Source organism: Kitasatospora sp. HPM-01-4 (assembly GCF_051374625.1).
In the GTDB taxonomy this organism is placed as follows: Bacteria; Actinomycetota; Actinomycetes; order Streptomycetales; family Streptomycetaceae; genus Kitasatospora.
In genome coordinates, this window is the sequence record NZ_JBPQGP010000005.1 from 236633 (window position 1) to 253681 (window position 17049).

A 17049-nucleotide genomic window follows, 5' to 3' on the forward strand; every position below is an offset into this window, starting at 1 on the left:
CGTGCCCGACCCTCGCACCGCCGACCCGTCTCAGGAGGGCTCATGACGCATGCCGACCCCGCCACCCGCGCAACGGTCCGAACTCCCGTGTCGGAACAGGACGTCGGGAACGTCCTGGACCACTACTACTACCTTCCGGACAAGCTCCGGGTGGTCGGCGGCGAGGGCGTCTACCTGTACGCCGACGACGGGCGGCGCTATCTCGACTGCTCCGCGGGGACCTTCAACCTGAGCCTGGGCTACGCCCACCCCGAGATCGTCGAGACCGTGCGCGAGCAGGCCGCCAACCTCATCCACGTCACCTCCAAGTTCCAGACCGGGCCGCTGAACGAGCTGGTGGCGAAGCTGGCCGAGGTCTCACCGCCGAACCTCACCCGGGTGCATCTGAAGTCGGCCAGCGGATCGGACGCCAACGAGAGCGCCGTCAAGATCGCCCAGGCGCACACCGGCAAGTCCGATGTGGTCACCCTCTTCCGCGGGCACCTCGGACAGACCCTGGCCATGATCGGCGCCTCGGGTGCGGCCTTCCGCCGCACGCCCTTCCCGTCGATGCTCCCCGGCGTCGTGCACGTCCCCGACCCGCACTGCCTGCGCTGCTTCTACAAGCAGGAGCGGGCCACCTGCGGCCTGCTCTGCGTGGAGCGGATCAACGACTTCATCGACTACGCCAGCACCGGCCGGGTGGCCTGCGTGGTGCTGGAGCCGATCAGCGGCAACGGCGGCAACGTGGTGCCGCCCGACGGCTACCTCCAGGCGCTCAAGGAGCTGTGCGAGGAGCGCGGGATCATCCTGGTCTTCGACGAGATCCAGACCGGATTCGGCCGCACCGGGCAGATGTTCGCCGCCGACCACTTCGGCGTCGCACCGCACATGATGACCTTCGGCAAGGGGCTCGGCGGCTCCGGGATGCCGATCGCCGGCATCCTCACCGAGGACCGGCTGACGGGCGTGGAGGGGCACCACATCAACTCCACCTTCGGCGGCAACGTCCTGGCCGCGGCCGCGGCCGTGAAGACCATCGAGGTGATCAGCCGTCCCGGGTTCCTGGAGAACGTACGGGCGGTGGGCGCGCACGTGACGACCCGGCTGCGCGAACTGGCCACCCGGGTGCCGTTCGTGCGGGAGGTCCGCGGGGTGGGCCTGATGATCGGGATCGACATCGTGGACCGCGCCGGGCAGCCCGACGCCCGGCTCACCAACCACCTGGCCGAACTCGGCCTGGAGCAGGGGCTGTTGCTGCGGACCTCGCTGTACGGGCACGGCAACGTGCTGAAGGTACGACCGGCCCTGATCATGACCATGCGAGAGGCGGACGAGATGTGTGACCTGCTGGAGCGACTGTTCCTCTCGGTCGCATGAGGGCGCTGGTCCAGGGCCTGTCCCAGCGGATCCGGGCCGCCGTCAACAGCGGCCGGGAGAGTGTCGGCAGCCGCTATGTCACGGGTACCGCGATGGGCGGCGACGCCGAGTTCCCCGTCGACGTCCTCGCCGAACGGGCGGCCTGGGACTACCTGCGGGACGTGGGCGCACCCGTGGCCGTCTACACCGAGAGCGAAGGCCTGCGGACGATCGGCTCGAACCCCCGGCACGTGCTGGTCATCGATCCCATCGACGGCACCCGGGGCGCCGCCGCCGACCTGGAGATGGCCTGCGTCTCCATCGCCGCGGCCCGCTTCACCGACTCGCCCGTCATCGGCGACATCGAGTACGCGATGCTCCAGGAGCTGAAGTCGGGCAACTGGCTGTACGCCGACGTCCACGGGGACGGGATCGAGAGCGGCGGCTACCACGCTCCGGTGCCCCGGCTCTCCACCACCGCGGACCTTGAACGGATGTTCTGGTCACTGGAGTTCAACGGCCACCCGGCCCGGCTGATGCTCGACGCCTACGGCCACCTGGTGGACGCCTCGGCCAACCGGGGCGGCGTCTACGTGTTCAACAGCGCCTCCTTCTCCATCTCCCGGATCATCACCGGCCAGATGGACGCCTACGTCGACATCGGCAACCGGCTGCTGCGCGACCGCCCCGAGACCGAACCGGACTTCCGCCGGGTCGGCCACGGCAGCATCCTGCACCTGTTCCCGTACGACATCGCGGCCTCGGTCTTCCTGGCGGAACGGGCCAAGGTCACCATCACCGACGCCTACGGCGGCTCGCTGCACGACACCCTGCTGCTGGACATCAGCCCGGGCAACCAGCGTTCGTGCATCGCCGCCTGCACCCCGAAACTGCACGCGGCGCTGATCGAGTCCATCCGCTGGTAGCGCCGGGGCTCCAGCGTGCCGGGAGCCGGGGCGCCCCCGGAAGAGCACCCGACCGCACGGCCGGGGCGGAGGCCACGCCGCCCCGGCTCCGGGACAAGGAGGCCACGCCGTTGACCGGCACACAGCACAACGAGGTCCAGCACATCGACCTGCCCCAGGGTCCCTGGGCCGGCGAGTGGACCGACCAGCGGGCCCTGGCGGCCGTCGCCGACACCCTCGGGCTGAGCATCGGCGAGGAGATCCTCGACGGCGGCTCCCCCGCCCGGGTACACCGGGCCACGACGGCGGCCGGGGACGCCCTGGTGGTCAAGGTCCTGGTGGCCGGGGAGGGTGCCGTGGACGGCCACGACCTGGCCTCCTTCCGGCACAAGCTGCGCCAGGTCGAGCTGATCCGCGCCGGCGCACCGCGGCTGGCCGCGCGCTACCTGCCGGTCCTGCACTCCCTGGACGCCGACGGCTGGTCGGCCTGCACCACGCCCTACTTCGCCTCCACGGACCTCGCGGCCCCGCTGCGCGGGTCTCCCGACGGGGTGGAGACGTTCTTCCGCCACTACCCGGCCGTCGTCCGGACCCTGGTCCTCGACGGATACGCGGCACGGGCCTTCCCGACCCCGGAGGGCCACCTGGCCTCGGTCACGGTGGGACGCTTCCTGCGACGCCTGCCCGTCCTGCGCGGGGCGCTGCCGGCCGACCTGTTCACCGCCGACCGGTTCGTCGTCAACGGCGTCCCGTGCGACGCCCCGCACCTGGTGCTGGAACGCCTGACGGTCCGTCACCGGCAGCGGCTGGCCAGGATGGCGCCGCCGCGGCTGATGCTCCCCGCGCACGGGGACGCCAACACCCGCAACCTCCTGCTCCGCGAACTTCCGGGCGCCGGCGCCGACTTCCGGATCATCGACCCGCGCGGCGCCACCGAGCCCTGGGATCCGGTGTACGACCTGGCGAAGACGCTGTTCAGCCTCAGCGTGTGGGATCCCGGGCTGCGGCTCGGTTTCGCGGTGCGCCGCTCGGGGCGTCACGGCTACGAGGTGGGGTTCCGGCAGCCCTGCTATCCGGGGTACCGCGCGGCGGTCCACCGGTTCCTGCCGTTCCTGCGCTCGGACGAGGGCCTGTCCGAGCTGTTCCGGGACGATCCGCACTGGCCGGAGCGGCTGCTGCTGATCCACGACCTCCATGTGCTCGCGGAGGCCCCGTGCCGGCTGTCGGACCCGAAACCCAAGCCGGACCTTCGGGGCGTCAACTCCACGCCGGCTGAGCTGGCCCTCGGCCACTACCTCCTCGGCACGCTGCTGATCAACGATCTGGACGCCCGACTCGGCCACCCGGGCGAGCTGGACGCCGACCGCCACCTCGCCCTGGTGGCCGACCACCTGCCGAACGGATGACGAGTCCCGCGGTGCTCCCCGCGCTCCGGTCAGCCGCGCACATCCGCCGCCAGGTGGGCGAGTGCGGTGTCCAGATCCGGTCCCAGCAGGGCGTGCCGGATACTCCTGAGCACCAGCCGGGGCGGACGCGGGCAGTCGGGGTGGATGTCCGCATCACGCACCGGGACCACCCGGGTCGGCAGGCCGAGCGCCCGCTGGACCCTCGTCATCAGCTCGAACCGGGTCACCACCTCGCCGCCGCCGTAGTGCACCACCCCGGCGCGGTCCCAGAGTCCGGCCAGCGCCGGGCCGAGGCTCGGCAGGTACAGCGGCGCGCACACCAGGTCCGTCTGGGCGGCGGTCGTGGGCGCGGCCATCCGCGCCAGGAAGGTGTCCGCCCAGGGGCTGCGGCCGAAGACCATCGGAATGCGCACCACCAGATGGGTGCCGTCCGCGAGCAGCAGGTCCTCGGCGGCCGCCTTGGTCCGGCCGTAGACGTTCACCGGGGACCTCGGGTCGTCCTCGGTGTACTGGGACCGGGTGCCGTCGAAGACGTAGTCACTGGAGAGGAAGACCACTTTGGCCGCCGAGGTGCGCACCGCGTCCAGGAGCACCTCGACCGGACGGACGTTCAGCGCGTGCGCCCGCCCCGGATCGCCCTCCGCCGCCTCCAGCGGTACCAGCCCGGCCGCGTGGACGACGAGGTCGAATCCGCCTCCGCCCGCCAGCCCGGCCAGCGCCCGCTCGTCCCGCAGGTCCAGCGGAACCAGCCCCGGGACCCTCCGGGCGGCGAAGGTGCCGACCACCTCGTGCCGGGCGGACAGCGCGGTCCACAGTCCGCCTCCCACGAACCCCGACGCACCGAGCAGCAGAATCCTCATACGGAAACCTGACCATCTGTCATATATAGCTTTCACCACGGATGTTGGCCATCGTGTGCACCATCGCGGAAGGCGATGACACCATGCGGACCAGTCCTGGGGGAAGAGGGGGAGGAAGCGGGATGAAGGCGCTCACGTTCGGGAAGCCGGGCCGGATCGGCCTCCAGGACCGCCCGGTGCCCGTGCCGGCGGTGGACGAGGTGCTGGTCAGGGTGGCGGTCACCGGCATCTGCGGGACTGACCGGGCGATCGTGCTCGGCGAGTTCCCCGCGAAGCCCGGTGTGGTGCTGGGCCATGAGGCGGCCGGCGAGGTGGCCGCGGTCGGGCCCGCGGTCGCCTCGGTCGCGCCCGGCGACCGGGTGGTGGTCAACCCGACCTTCTACTGCGGGCGGTGCCGCACCTGCCGCCGGGGGCTCCCCGCCCACTGCGAGGCGAAGGACGGGCGGGAGATCGGGGTCGACCTCGACGGAACGATGGCCGAGTACGTCGTGGTGCCCGACCGGTTCGTCCATCGCCTGCCGGCCTCGATGTCCTACCGGCGGGCCGCGCTGGTGGAGCCGCTGGCCTGTGTGCTGAACAACCTGAGGGCGGCCGGGCCGCGCTGGGACGACCGGATCCTGGTGCTCGGCGCCGGCCCGATCGGCGCACTGTGCGCCCTGGTGCTGGCCCGGCGTGGCGCCAGGGTGGCACTGGCCGACCGGGATCCGGTCCGTCTGGAGCTGGCCCGTACCCTGCTGCCGCGCGAGGTACGGGTGCGGGCCGCGGACGGGGCGGGTCGGGGCGCGCCCGCGGCCGACACCGTCATCGACACCACCGGGACCCTGCCCGGCGGCATCCTGAGCACCCTGGCGGCGGCGGGCACCGTGGTGGTGATGGGCGAGCGGGAGGCGGCCGTGGCCGAGGTGCCCCTGCGGTCCCTGGTGACCAGGGGTGTCCGACTGGTGGGCGCGGGCCCGTACCGCCCCGCGGACTTCGAGCTCGCCCTCGATCTGGCGGCCGACCTGCCGCTCGACTCCCTGGTCACCCATGTGCTCCCGCTGGACCGGTACGCCGAGGCCCTGGCGCTGCTGGCCGTTCCGCTCGCCGGTCCGCACCCGCTCCAACCGCCCGCCGGGCCCGCCACCGGATACGCCGCGCTGAAGGTGCTGCTGGCCTCGAACGAGCGGATGGCGTCTTGAGGCGCGACGCCGGCCGGGCCACCGGCGCCGCCCGTCCCCGCGCGCGGGCCGCGATGGTGGACGGAGCCCTGTGGCTGGACGGCGCACCACGGTTCCTCATCGCCGGCGAGTACCCCTACTACCGGGATCCTCCCGAGCGGTGGCCGGCCAAGCTACGGGCCATCCGGCAGGCCGGGATCGAGGTGGTCACCTGCTACGTGCCCTGGCGGCACCACGAGGTCGCCGACCGCGACGGGCGGCGCTTCAGCTTCGACGGGGAGGGCAACCGCGATCTCCTCGGATTCCTGGAGCTGGTCGCCGCCGCCGGACTGCTCGCGGTGCCGAAGCCGGGACCGTTCGTCCATGCCGAACTGCCCTTCGGCGGGCTGCCCGACCGGGTCAGCCCCACGGTCGACCCCGGCCGCCAGGCCGCGCTCTCGGCCACCGGGGAGCAACTCCGACCCCAGCGGCTCGCCCTTCCCTCGGCCGGGGACCCGGCCTTCCTGAACGATGCCGCGACCTGGCTGCGCGCGGTCGGCCGGGCCCTGCGACCGTTGCTCCACCCCGAGGGCCCCGTGGTCGCGGTGCAGATCGGCAACGAAGGGCACTACGGCGAGACGGCCCTGGCGATCGACGCCCTCGACTACTCACCGTCGGGGGTGCGCGGCTTCGGTGCCTTCGCCCCCGGCCTGGCTCCACCCGCACCCCACGGCCCGCTCTCCGCCGACCGGCTGAGCCTGCTGCTGCGCTGGGGCGAGTGGTCGGCCGAAGCGCTCGACGCGGGGATGACGGCCCTGGCGGAGGAACTCGGGCTGGACGTCCCGGTGTTCGCCACCTGCTCACCGCCCGCCCGGGCGGAGCGGGTTCCCCGCCGGGCGGCCGGTCGGTACGACGCCTGGCTGGCCAGGAACCGGCCCGGTCGGCGCACCACGACGCCCCGCGCGTACACCAGTTGGGCGGGGAACGTGCTCTCGGACGACGAGGCCCTGGTCAACTACGTCCTGGCGGCCAAGCGGGGGCGCGGGCCCAACATCGAGGAGAACTGGGGACTGAGCTGGGTGGATCCCGCCTGTGCCTTCCCGGTGGTTCCGGTCCACCACGCCCTGCTCGGAGTCGCCTGCGGGGCGACCGGCATCGACGTCTACCCCGCCTGTGCCACCGAGGGCTGGGGCGAACACCTCGTGGTGGACCGCGGCCACCTGGCGGAGACCACCGGCGATCCGGCACAGCTCGACCCGCCGTACGGGGAGGCGGCACCGATCCGGGCGGACGGCTCCCGGGGCCCGGCCTTCGCCGCGCTTGGCGTGCTGACCCACTTCCTCGCCGGGCAGGGGGAGGCGCTGGTCCGCTCCCGTCCGGAGCCCGGGATAACCTGGGGCGTCCACCCGCCGTACGCCGCGATCGGGGCGTGGGACACCGGGACCGACAGGCCCGTCACCCCGGCCGGGTACCCGCCGCCCCCGTCGGCCGTTCGGACCCTGGTGCCGTTCGCCGTCCACTGCCTGGAGCACAATCTGCCGTTCCGCCTGGCCGAGTTGACCGGGGAGGCGGTACCCGGCCCCGGGGACGGACCGCTGGTCACCGTCTCGGGCTTCTTCATGGAGCGGGCCCTGCAACGGCGCCTCGCCCGCTTCGCCGAGGGCGGCGGGTCCCTCCTCCTTTTGGGCGAACTCCCGCGGCTGGACGAGGAGTTCCGGCCGTTCACCGAACTTGCCGATGCGGTGCGGCGGTTGGCGGCATCCGCCGGGCGCTCGTCCCGGGTCCGCGCGGTGGCGCTCGAGGACCGGCCGGTCGGCGCGGCCCTGGCGGACTGGCAGGCGCCGGGTGGACTGACGGCCCGTCCGGAGCCGGGCGGATGGCTGGAGTTCCGGACGACGACGGCGGATCCCGAGGAGTGCTTCGTCTTCCTGTTCAACCGGTCGGGAGAGCCGCGGCGGGCCCGCACCGAGTGGCGCGGGCGGCTCGTCGGAGCCGACCTGGCGCCCGGCGGCTGCGCGGCCGTCCGGATCTCGCACGGCCGGCTGCACGCCTGCTATGTGAAAGGATTGAACGAGCAGACCGGCGAGGGATCGCCGGTCAGGGTGCGGGTCGGTGACGACCTGCTCACCTCGGAGCACCCGTGCGACCTTTCCGCGGTGCGCCGGCCGAGCGGTTTCGACCTCCGCACCGCCGGCGGGCCACGGAACCAGCGGATGACCCTGCCGGAGGCACTGTGACGACACCGCCGCTCGGGACGACACCGCCGCGGCCATCGGGCGCCGGGGAGGCGGAGGCCGTCGGCCTCGACGTCGGCGCCACCAAGATCGCGGCACTGAGGATCACCCGGGACGGCACGGTGCTGGCCCGAGCCCGCTGCGACACTCCTCGCGGCAGCGCGCAGGACCTCGTCGCCACCCTCGCCGACCTGGTGAAGCAGGTGCGCGGCGACCGGGTCGCAGCGGTGGGGGCCGGGCTGCCCGGAATGGTCGACGCCCGCACCGGGGCGCTGGTCTTCGCCCCCGGCCTGGACTTCGCCCGGGCTCCGCTGCGGGAGCTGATCGAGGAAGCGGTCGGCCTGCCGGTACGCACCGACAACGACGCGAACACCGCCGCCTGGGCCGAGTACCGGCTCGGTGCCGGCCGGGGCCACGACCACATGGTGCTGGTGACGATCGGCAGCGGACTGGGCTGCGGCATGGTGGTCGGAGGGCGGCTGCTGCGGGGCTCGCACGGCTACGCGGCCGAGGTCAGCCACCTCGTCGTCGATCCGCGGGGGCCCCGGTGCGAGTGCGGTGCGTACGGGTGCTGGGGAGTCTCCGCGTCGGGCCGTGCCATCGCCCGGCTCGGCTGCGAGGCCGTCGCGGCCCGTCCGGCGTCACCGCTGGCCCGTCTGATCGGCCCGGAGCCGTCCGGCGCGGGTGAGGCGGTGACCCGGGCGGCCGGCGAGGGCGATCCGGAGGCCGCCGGGATCCTGGCCCGGGTGGGCGCCCTCACCGGCCGGGGGCTCGCCGCGCTGGCCAACATGCTGGACCCGTCGGTCCTGGTCGTGGGCGGCGGCCCGATCTCCGCCGGAGAGCTCCTGCTCGGCCCGGCCCGTGCCTCGTTCGACCGCTGGCTGTACTCCCCCGCCGACCGTCCTCCGGTGCCCATCGTGCCCGCCCGCTTCGGGAACGAGGCCGGGGCGATCGGCGCGGCCCTGCTGGCGCTCGAGGAGCTCGCCGGCCGCTCACCGGCGGGGTGACCGGCCGGTCGCTCCCCAGGCTCACCCCTGGGGCCGCCTGGCCAGATCCGCCACCCCCACCAGGCCGGCGTCGTTGCCCAGCTCCGCCGGCCGGACGGCCGCCTCGGGCCGGTGGCCGCGCCCGGTGAGGTGCCGGCCGAACGACTCCCGGACCCGGTCCAGCAGCAGGTCCCCCGCCGCACCCACACCGCCGCCGATGACGATGCAGGCGGGATCGAGCGCGCCGGCCAGCGCGGCGAGGCCCACGCCCAGCCAGCGGCCGAGTGCGGCGAAGAGCCCGAGTGCCGCCTGGTCCCCCTCCCTGGCCGCCTGGGTGAGCAGCGGGCCGGTCAGCCCGTCGGCGGTGCCGCCCGCCCGCCGCAGCAGTGGCGCGGCCGTCGGCGCCCCGGCGGCCACCAGGGCCCTCGCCTCCCGTACCAGCGCGGTCCCCGAGCCGTACATCTCCCAGCAGCCCCGGTTGCCACAGCCGCAGACCAACCCGCCGGGCACCAGCGGCAGATGGCCGAACTCGGCCGCGACACCGTAACGCCCGCGGTACAGACCGCCGTTGACGACCAGGCCACCGCCGATCCCGGTGCCGACCGTGACACAGACCACCGGATCCTCACCGCGGCCGGCGCCGAACCGGGCCTCGCCCCAGGCCGCGGCGTTGGCGTCGTTCTCCACCGTGACCGGCAGGTCGAGCTCCTTCTCGACGACGGCCCCAAGGGGTTCAAACTCCCAGCCGATGTGCTTCGCGAACAGCACGGTGGCGCGCTTCTCGTCGACGAAGCCGGCGGCGCCCAGTCCCACCGCGGCCACCTGGTGGCCGCCGCGTACCGCCCTGACGACACCGCAGACGGCGGCTGCGACGCGGCCGGGTTCCTGAGGGGTGGTCACTCGCACCCGGCGCAGTATCCGCCCCGCGTCGTCGACCACCCCGGCCGCGATCTTGCTGGCGCCTATGTCCACACCGATGGTGAGTGCCATCGCCTCGAAGCCTCCCGCAGGATGTCGGACGGTGTCCCAACCGCTCGGTGCGGACGGGCCCTTGGGCATTCTGCTCCCCGCGGTGCGGCGGCGGTCAGTGCCCTTCCGGCCATCGGCGGCCGGCTCCCCGGGCGCCTCCCCGGCCGGGACCGGCCCGTGACGGGCACCTCCTCCACCGACGCGCCGATCGGGCGGTGGTGCAGAATACCTTCCGCGCCGGCCGGTCCATGGCCGGCTCGGTACCGCTATCCGGAGGTTGTGAGCCCTTGAAGTCCGATGAGCGCTGGCTGGTCGCCGGCCTGGGCAACCCCGGGCCGTGGTTCCGCGGGACCCGGCACAACGCCGGGTTCCTGGCCGTCGACCGGCTCGCCGAACGCCATGGAGCGAAGTTCAGGCTGCGCGCGGCCCGCTGCCGTGTCGCGGAGATCGAGATCGACGGCCGGCTCGTGGTGCTGGCCAAGCCGCAGTGGTCCATCAACCTGTCGGGCAACCCCGTCCGCACCGCGATGCGGATGTACGGCGTTCCGGCCGAGCGGCTGCTCGTGGTGCAGGACGATCTGGACTTCCCCTTCGGCGCCGTCCGTCTGAAGCGCGGCGGCGGTCCGGGCGGGCACAACGGGGCGCGTTCGGTGGGCGAGGCCCTGGGGACCCGCGACTACATCCGGCTCCGCTTCGGCATCGGACGTCCGCCGAAGGGCCAAACGATAGGGACCTTCGTGCTGAAGGAGTTCTCGGAGGCCGAGCGGACGGAACTGCCCGCACTCCTCGACCGCTGCGCGGACACCGTCGAGGCGCTGGTCACCCACGGCCTGAACAGGGCACAGGACCGGCTGCACACCGTCGGCACGTGAGGCGGCGCCGGGGCATCCGCTGTACGGCACGGGGCTCCGGCGCCACTCCGACGACGGTCCGGTGACGGTCCCGTGGCACCGTCCGGCCACCGGTGCCCGTCGGCGGCGCGGTCACCGATATGCGGGCCGTCCGGGTGAGTGCCACGCTGTTCTGGGGACGTCCGCCCCCTCGTCCCGCCCTCGCCTGAGGAGGGAAGGAGCATGGACGACAGAGCACGCGAACCGTACGGCGACTCGCACTACATGGCCGACATGACCGAGGAGACCCAGTCCGAACAGGAGCAGGAACGCCAGCTCCGGCAGCACCGCCAGGAACCCCGGCGCAGCGCTCCGGCCGATGAGGGAACCTCCTTCGACGACCAGGACGACCTCGAAGATCTCCGGTGACCCGGGGTACGCAGGGGTGTTCTCCGGCTGAGCCGGGAGAACACCCCTGGTCGTACGGCCCACGGCGGTACGGCCGCGCCACCTGGCGATCAGCCGCTCGCCCCACCCCGGATCGACCGGTTCAGCCGGCGATCGGCGGGTTCAGCCGGGCGAAGGCCTCCTGCCGCCGGTAGGGGAAGTACGGGTAGGGCGCGGTGCGGCTGCTCGCCGCGTCCAGCCGGGCGACCTGGTCGGGCGTCAGGCTCCAGCCCACGGCACCGAGGTTCTGCCTCAGCTGCTCCTCGTTGCGGGCGCCGATGATGACCGAGGACACCGTCGGGCGCTGCAGCAGCCAGTTGATCGCGATCTGCGGGATACCCCGGCCCGTCTCCTGGGCGATCTCCTCCAGGACGTCGACCACCCGGTAGAGCTGCTCGTCCTCGACCGGCGGGCCGTAGTCGGCGGTGTCGTGCAGCCGGCTGCCCTCCGGGAGCGGCAGGCCGCGCCGGATCTTCCCGGTGAGCCGCCCCCAGCCGAGCGGGCTCCAGACCACCGCGCCGACGCCCTGGTCGGCCGCGAGCGGCATCAGCTCCCACTCGTAGTCCCGGCCGACCAGCGAGTAGTAGACCTGGTGCGCGACATAGCGGGGAGCACCCAGCAGCTCGGCCGCCGCGAGCGACTTCATCACCTGCCAGCCGGAGAAGTTGGAGACACCGGTGTAGCGGATCTTGCCCGCCCGGACGAGATCGCCCAGCACGCCCAGGACCTCCTCGACCGGTGTCGTGGCGTCGAAGGCGTGCAGCTGGAAGAGGTCGATGTAGTCCGTGCCGAGCCGGCGCAGCGCGTCCTCGACGGCCTTGATCAGGCGCGATCGCGAGGTGCCCGCGTCACCGGGGCCGTCCCCCGTCGGGAGCCCCGCCTTGGTGGAGATGATCACCTGGTCCCGGCGCCCCTTGACGGCCTGGCCGAGCACCTCCTCCGAGGCGCCGTCGGAGTAGACGTCCGCCGAGTCGAACATGGTGAGCCCGGCGTCCAGGCTGATGTCCAGCAGGCGGCGCGCCTCCTTGGCGTCGGTGGTGCCCCAGGAGCCGAAGAGCGGCCCCTGTCCGCCGAAGGTTCCCGTACCGAGGCTCAACGCGGGCACCCTGAGCCCGGACGCCCCCAGCTGCCTGTACTCCATGGCTGGTCCTCTCGCCACCGCAGACCCACTAAAGGGACTGCAGTTCCGTTAAGATGGCCCCAATCTAGCAGCCCCGGCACGACTAATGGAACAGGAATCCCGTTATGGCGATAGATCCGGCCACCGAGAGCCAGGACCAGGGGAAGACCCGGCCCGGCGGACGCACCGCACGGGTACGCGCCGCCGTGCTGCGGGCGGCCGGCGACGCCCTTGCCGAGCACGGCTTCGCCCACCTGGACCTCGGCGACATCGCCCGCCGTGCCGAGGTCGGCCGCACCACCGTCTACCGCCGCTGGGGCACCCCCACCGCGCTGGTGGCCGACCTGCTGCTGGACATGGCCGAGCAGTCACTGCCGCGCACCGAGACCGGCTCGCTCCTCGAGGACCTGCGGGCCAACGCCCGCCTCGTCCAACGCACCCTCACCGACCCCCGCCAGGGCCCGCTGTTCAAGGCGGTCATCGCGGCCGCCACCTGCGACCCGCAGACCGCCGACGCCCTGCACCGCTTCTACCGCACCCGCATCGCCGAGTGGGCGCCCTGCGTGACCCAGGCGATCCACCGCGGCGAACTCCCCGAGGACACCGACCCCCACGAGGTCGTCCGCGCCGTCTCGGCCCCCCTCTACTACCGCCTCCTCGCCAGCGGCGAGCCGCTCGACCCCGCCGCCGCGGACCAGGCCGCGGCGGCCGCCGCGGCCGCGGCCCGAGCCGGCGCCTACGGCCTCCGCAAGCCCTGACCCCCGGCCGGACGGCGGACTCCCCCGCGACCGGCCGCCCGACGGCCACAGCCGCGGCATCGGAGTGCTCATTCCTCCGGTGCGGCGTCAGTCCCGTTTTCCGGTGGGCGATATCAGCGGGCCTGCGAGCACCGGAAGATCGCCGCCGGGAGGCTTGAGCTCCCGGACGATGAGGGCACCCCCGCCGAGAGGCCGGCCAGGGCCCGCGTGACGCCCGCCGGCGCCGGGGTACGCCACCACCGGGGTCACCGGTTCGGGTGAAGCATGGCGGTGCGGGACACGCGCGTGCACGACGGCGGGCACCAATCAAGACCGGGGCTACGGCGGCCCGTCCGGTGACGGCGCAGCGGCCGGACGGCGCGCATCCGTCCAGTTCCGGTGATCCGTCCGCGTGATACGTCAAGGGAGACAGCGGTGCCCGCTTCGGTCGCAGCACAGTCCCCGGCCCGGGCGCTGCCGGCAGGTGTGCGCCGCATCGCGGCCGCCGGGACGCTGGCAGTGGCGTCGGTGGTCTACAACGACTGGGTCCTGCAGTTCTTCCTGCCCACCGGGCTGGCCCAGCGCGACTCCTACGTCAGCGAGCTGTTCGCGGCCGACCAGCCGTACCGGCTGCTGTTCGGCTCGGTCGAGGTGGTCTGCGCGGGGCTGATCACCGCGGGCGCCGTGCTCGCCCGGGGCCTGTTCCCCGGCCGGCTGGCCGCGGCCGGGTGCGCCTGTCTGGCCGCGCTCGGCGTGTTCTCGGTGGCCGATGTCCTGCTGCCGATGCACTGCGCGCCCTCGATCGAACACGGCTGCCCGGAGGGCAACCCCTGGCACACCACGACCAGCGGCCTGGTCCACTTCGTGCTGTTCGCCTCGATGGCGCTGTTCATCGCCGCGTCCCGGCACTCGGTACCGTCCCTCACCCTGGTGCGCCGCTGGGGTCCCTGGCTGCTCCCCTTTTCGATGGCGGCCGCGATCGCCACGACCGGCCCGTTCCTGGGCCACCCGGGCGGGCACGGCCTGGTGCAGCGGATCCATCTGCTCTCGGCCGGAGTGTGGTTCGCACTGCTGGCCACCGAGGCCGGCCGCGCCCGCGCCGCGGCCCCCGCCTGGTGGCGCTCGCGGCGGAACACCGCCGACCGCCGGAGGACGGGCACCCGTCCCCGGCGTTGAGCCGGTCGCCTAAGCGATCCCGCGGGGGTTCACGCGGACACCTGCGCCCTTCCCCGGCCGACCGCGTCGAGCAGCAGCTTCGCGGCCACCGCCGCGCCGTCGGTTCGGATCGTGCCGGCCAAGGCCGTCGCCCGTGCACGCGTCTCGGGGTCCAGCGCCGTGCCGAGCGCCGCCGACAGGGACTCGACGGTGGGGAGCGGGCCGTCGTGCGCCGTGCCGATGCCCAGGTCGGCCACCCGGCCGGCCCAGTACGGCTGGTCCGCCGCCTGGGGCACCACCACCTGCGGGGCACCGGCCCTGGCGGCCGTGGCCGTCGTTCCCGCACCGCCGTGGTGCACGACGGCGGCCACCCTGCGGAACAGGTCCTGGTGGTTGGCCTCGCCGACGGCGAAGCAGTCGTCCTGATCGTCGATCAGGCCCAGGCCGGACCAGCCGCCGGAGACGAGTGCGCGGCGGCCCTGCCCGCGGATCGCCTCGATGGCGGCGCTGGCCACGTCCTGCGAGACCCGACGGCTGCTGCCCAGGCCCACGTAGACCGGTGGCTCGCCGGCGTCGAGGAATGCCAGCAGGTCGTCCGGCAGCGGGCGCTCGTCCGGCAGGATCCACGCGCCGGTGTGGACGACGTCGAGTTCCGGGGTCTCCTGCCACGGGGCCAGGGTCGGGTCCGCCGCGAGCCACGGGTGGTCGGTGAAGACGAAGGTCCGGACGTCGTCCACCGGTGGCAGGCCGACCGAGGCCCGGTGGGCGTTGAGCGCCTCGCCGTGCAGCGTGTTGAAGATCTGGGCGTTCAGGTCCCACAGCATCCCGTTGTCGGCACTCTCCGGCGGGAGCGGCTGGCCCGGCAGCACCATCGGCGGCGGCGCGTGGTGGGGTGACGGCAGCAGGTACGGGGCGAAGGTCGCGTACTCGTAGTGGATGCCCAGCTTCTCCGCCGCCGAGCGCGAGGAGAAGTGCGCGAGGCCGCTTGCCAGGAGCGCGTCGCATCCCTCGGCCGCCGCGGCCACCGCGTCGAACTGCGCGGCCAACTCGGCCGCGCGCCTTGACGCTTCCGCCGCCGACGACGGCCGCACCATCGAGCGCATCGGCTGGCCGACCGGCACCAGCGGCAGGCCGAAACGGTCCAGCAGCTCCACGAAGTCCTCATCCGGCGGCGCACACACCCGCACCTGCGCACCGAGCGCCCGCAACTCCACCGCGAGCGCCACCAGCGGTTCGACGTCCCCCCGCGAGCCATACGTCGACAACAACACACGCACTTCGCGAATCCCCATTTCCGTAGACTCCGGCGGCCAAGGATTGTGGCCACGGCCGACGATTCTGCGGCACCACCGGGGCCTTGCCGCAAGGCCCCCGGTGCGTTATATGTTGATCATGGCGAGGAGCTGACGCCGACACCGGAGCGTCTGCGTCTTCCGCCGGTCGGCAAGCCCGCAGCGGCCGGCCGGAGTCCGTGCTTCCCGCGCGGGGCAGTTCGGGGCACACCCCGCCGCCCGTGGCCTTCGGTCCCCTCCCGGAATCGTCTCCTCCTCCCAAGGGATCGCCATGAAACTCACCGGACGCCTCGGCGTGCGCGTCGGTACCCTCGGCACCACCGGCGCTGCGACCGCCGCACCTGCCGGCGCCGCCGCGCCCTACACGGTCCTCCGCCTTCCATGACCTCCCGATAGACCCGGAGTATCGTCGTTCGCGCGAACGGCGAGAGGAGGTTCCCTCCGCCACAAACCGTGAGTCGGGTTCGGTTCCGCGGGGCTCGGCCGGGTCGATCGGAGGTGTGGTCGTGTCGGTCGACATGAGTACCGTGGACGAAGCGAAGTTGAACGAACTGCTCGGGAAGGTCGTGACCGACCTGGGCGCGGTCGCGGCGGTGCCCCTGGCCCTCCTCGGCGAGAGGCTGGGGCTCTTCCGGGCCCTCGTGGACGGCGAAGCCGTCACCCCGGTACAGCTCGCGGAGCGCACCAAGACCACCGAGCGCAACGTCCGCGAATGGCTGGCCACGATGGCCGCCAGCGGATACCTGACCTACGAGGGCGGTGACCGCTTCCGCATGGCGCCGGAACAGAGTGCCGTCTTCGCCGACGAGAACAGCCCGGTCTTCGTGCTGGGCGGGTACCAGTCGTTCCTGTCCTGCGGCTCGGCCGGGGAGCGGGAGCGGCTGGAGCGCGCCTTCCGGGACGGCCGCGGCGTCGGCTGGCACGAGCACCACCCGGACCTGTTCACGGGGACGGCCCGCTTCTTCCGTCCGGGCTACGCCGCGCACCTGGTGGGCGAGTGGCTGCCCGCGCTGACCGGTGTGGTGGAGAAGCTACGCACCGGCGGCAGGGTGGCCGACGTGGGCTGCGGACTGGGCCACTCCGCCGTGATGATCGGCGAGGCGTTCCCGGCCGCGCTGGTCACCGGCTTCGACAACCACGGGCCGTCCGTCGACGCGGCCCGGAAGCTGGCCGCGGAGATCGGTGCCAAGGACCGGGTCTCGTTCGAGGTGGCCGGTGCCAAGGACTTCGCGGGCGGGCCGTACGAACTGATCACGTTCTTCGACTGCTTGCACGACATGGGCGACCCGGTCGGTGCCCTGGCCCACAGCAGGGAGCAGCTGGCCGAGGGCGGCAGCATCATGATCGTGGAGCCCTTGGCGGGCGATCGGCTGGAGGAGAACCTCAACCCGCTGGGCCGCGCGTTCTACGGCGCCTCGACCCTGATCTGCACACCGGTCTCGCAGTCCCAGGAGGTCGGCCGCGCTCTGGGCGCCCAGGCGGGCGAGGAGCGCACCCGCCAGGTCGCGTCGGAGGCCGGCCTGACCCGTTTCCGCCGGGCGGCAAAGACCCCGTTCAATACCGTCTACGAGGCCCGCGTCTGACCTCGGAACGCCGGTGGCCCGCTCACGCCGAGGACATCCTGATCCTGACCG

The 17049-nt window shown here is 73.3% G+C and carries 15 protein-coding genes; 11 read left to right on the forward strand and 4 right to left on the reverse strand.

The features are described from left to right. The first annotated feature begins 42 nt into the window (after nt 1-42). The 3 genes from ACSMTC_RS01585 (at nt 43) to ACSMTC_RS01595 (ending at nt 3649) form a co-directional block, all read left to right on the forward strand. The gene (locus ACSMTC_RS01585; RefSeq protein ID WP_436557797.1) at nt 43-1359 is read left to right on the forward strand and encodes an aspartate aminotransferase family protein; all 1317 of its coding nucleotides are present in this window, start codon (nt 43-45) and stop codon (nt 1357-1359) included. After that, nucleotides 1356-2264, forward strand: a complete 909-nt coding sequence (locus ACSMTC_RS01590) for an inositol monophosphatase family protein (protein WP_436557798.1) — start codon at nt 1356-1358, stop codon at nt 2262-2264. Before ACSMTC_RS01585 ends, ACSMTC_RS01590 begins: the two co-directional genes overlap by 4 nt. 110 nt (nt 2265-2374) lie before the next feature. Next, nucleotides 2375-3649, forward strand: coding sequence for a hypothetical protein (locus tag ACSMTC_RS01595; protein ID WP_436557799.1), 1275 nt, complete (start codon nt 2375-2377; stop codon nt 3647-3649). A 29-nt stretch (nt 3650-3678) separates the two neighbouring features. Here ACSMTC_RS01595 and ACSMTC_RS01600 read toward each other — a convergent pair whose 3' ends face one another. Next, nucleotides 3679-4509: an SDR family oxidoreductase gene (locus tag ACSMTC_RS01600; protein ID WP_436557800.1), complete on the reverse strand. Its 831-nt coding sequence runs from the start codon at nt 4507-4509 to the stop codon at nt 3679-3681. Between the two features lie 122 nt (nt 4510-4631). On the opposite strand from ACSMTC_RS01600, the gene ACSMTC_RS01605 reads away from it, so the two are divergent. The 3 genes from ACSMTC_RS01605 to ACSMTC_RS01615 are packed head-to-tail and all read left to right on the forward strand — an operon-like array spanning nt 4632 to nt 8886. Further along, nucleotides 4632-5687 (forward strand): zinc-dependent alcohol dehydrogenase, encoded by a 1056-nt coding sequence (locus ACSMTC_RS01605; protein WP_436557801.1) that lies wholly within the window; start codon nt 4632-4634, stop codon nt 5685-5687. Next, nucleotides 5684-7882 carry a beta-galactosidase gene (locus tag ACSMTC_RS01610; RefSeq protein ID WP_436557802.1) on the forward strand — a complete coding sequence of 733 codons (2199 nt, stop codon included), beginning with the start codon at nt 5684-5686 and terminating at the stop codon, nt 7880-7882. The genes ACSMTC_RS01605 and ACSMTC_RS01610 overlap by 4 nt, the downstream gene beginning before the upstream one ends. Next, nucleotides 7879-8886 (forward strand): ROK family protein, encoded by a 1008-nt coding sequence (locus tag ACSMTC_RS01615; RefSeq protein WP_436557803.1) that lies wholly within the window; start codon nt 7879-7881, stop codon nt 8884-8886. Before ACSMTC_RS01610 ends, ACSMTC_RS01615 begins: the two co-directional genes overlap by 4 nt. 21 nt (nt 8887-8907) lie before the next feature. On the opposite strand, the gene ACSMTC_RS01620 is transcribed toward ACSMTC_RS01615, so the two are convergent. Further along, nucleotides 8908-9855 carry an ROK family glucokinase gene (locus tag ACSMTC_RS01620; RefSeq protein ID WP_436557804.1) on the reverse strand — a complete coding sequence of 316 codons (948 nt, stop codon included), beginning with the start codon at nt 9853-9855 and terminating at the stop codon, nt 8908-8910. 266 nt (nt 9856-10121) lie between these two features. Between ACSMTC_RS01620 and pth the strand changes: the two genes are divergently transcribed. Then, entirely contained in the window at nt 10122-10706 is a 585-nt protein-coding gene (gene pth / locus ACSMTC_RS01625; protein WP_436557805.1) for an aminoacyl-tRNA hydrolase, read from the forward strand. A 201-nt stretch (nt 10707-10907) separates the two neighbouring features. Continuing rightward, nucleotides 10908-11093 (forward strand): hypothetical protein, encoded by a 186-nt coding sequence (locus ACSMTC_RS01630; protein ID WP_436557806.1) that lies wholly within the window; start codon nt 10908-10910, stop codon nt 11091-11093. A gap of 121 nt (nt 11094-11214) precedes the next feature. Here ACSMTC_RS01630 and ACSMTC_RS01635 read toward each other — a convergent pair whose 3' ends face one another. Beyond that, on the reverse strand, nt 11215-12252 hold the full coding sequence (locus ACSMTC_RS01635) for an aldo/keto reductase (RefSeq protein ID WP_436557807.1): 1038 nt from the start codon (nt 12250-12252) through the stop codon (nt 11215-11217). A 104-nt stretch (nt 12253-12356) separates the two neighbouring features. Between ACSMTC_RS01635 and ACSMTC_RS01640 the strand changes: the two genes are divergently transcribed. Next, nucleotides 12357-12989: a TetR/AcrR family transcriptional regulator gene (locus tag ACSMTC_RS01640; protein ID WP_436557808.1), complete on the forward strand. Its 633-nt coding sequence runs from the start codon at nt 12357-12359 to the stop codon at nt 12987-12989. 414 nt (nt 12990-13403) lie between these two features. Then, complete coding sequence (locus ACSMTC_RS01645; RefSeq protein WP_436557809.1) at nt 13404-14144, forward strand: DUF998 domain-containing protein; 741 nt, start codon at nt 13404-13406, stop codon at nt 14142-14144. Nucleotides 14145-14173: 29 nt separating this feature from the next. Here ACSMTC_RS01645 and ACSMTC_RS01650 read toward each other — a convergent pair whose 3' ends face one another. Beyond that, complete coding sequence (locus ACSMTC_RS01650) at nt 14174-15400, reverse strand: glycosyltransferase (protein ID WP_436557810.1); 1227 nt, start codon at nt 15398-15400, stop codon at nt 14174-14176. 533 nt (nt 15401-15933) lie between these two features. Between ACSMTC_RS01650 and ACSMTC_RS01655 the strand changes: the two genes are divergently transcribed. After that, nucleotides 15934-16998, forward strand: a complete 1065-nt coding sequence (locus tag ACSMTC_RS01655) for a class I SAM-dependent methyltransferase (RefSeq protein ID WP_436557811.1) — start codon at nt 15934-15936, stop codon at nt 16996-16998. The last annotated feature ends 51 nt before the right edge of the window (nt 16999-17049 follow it).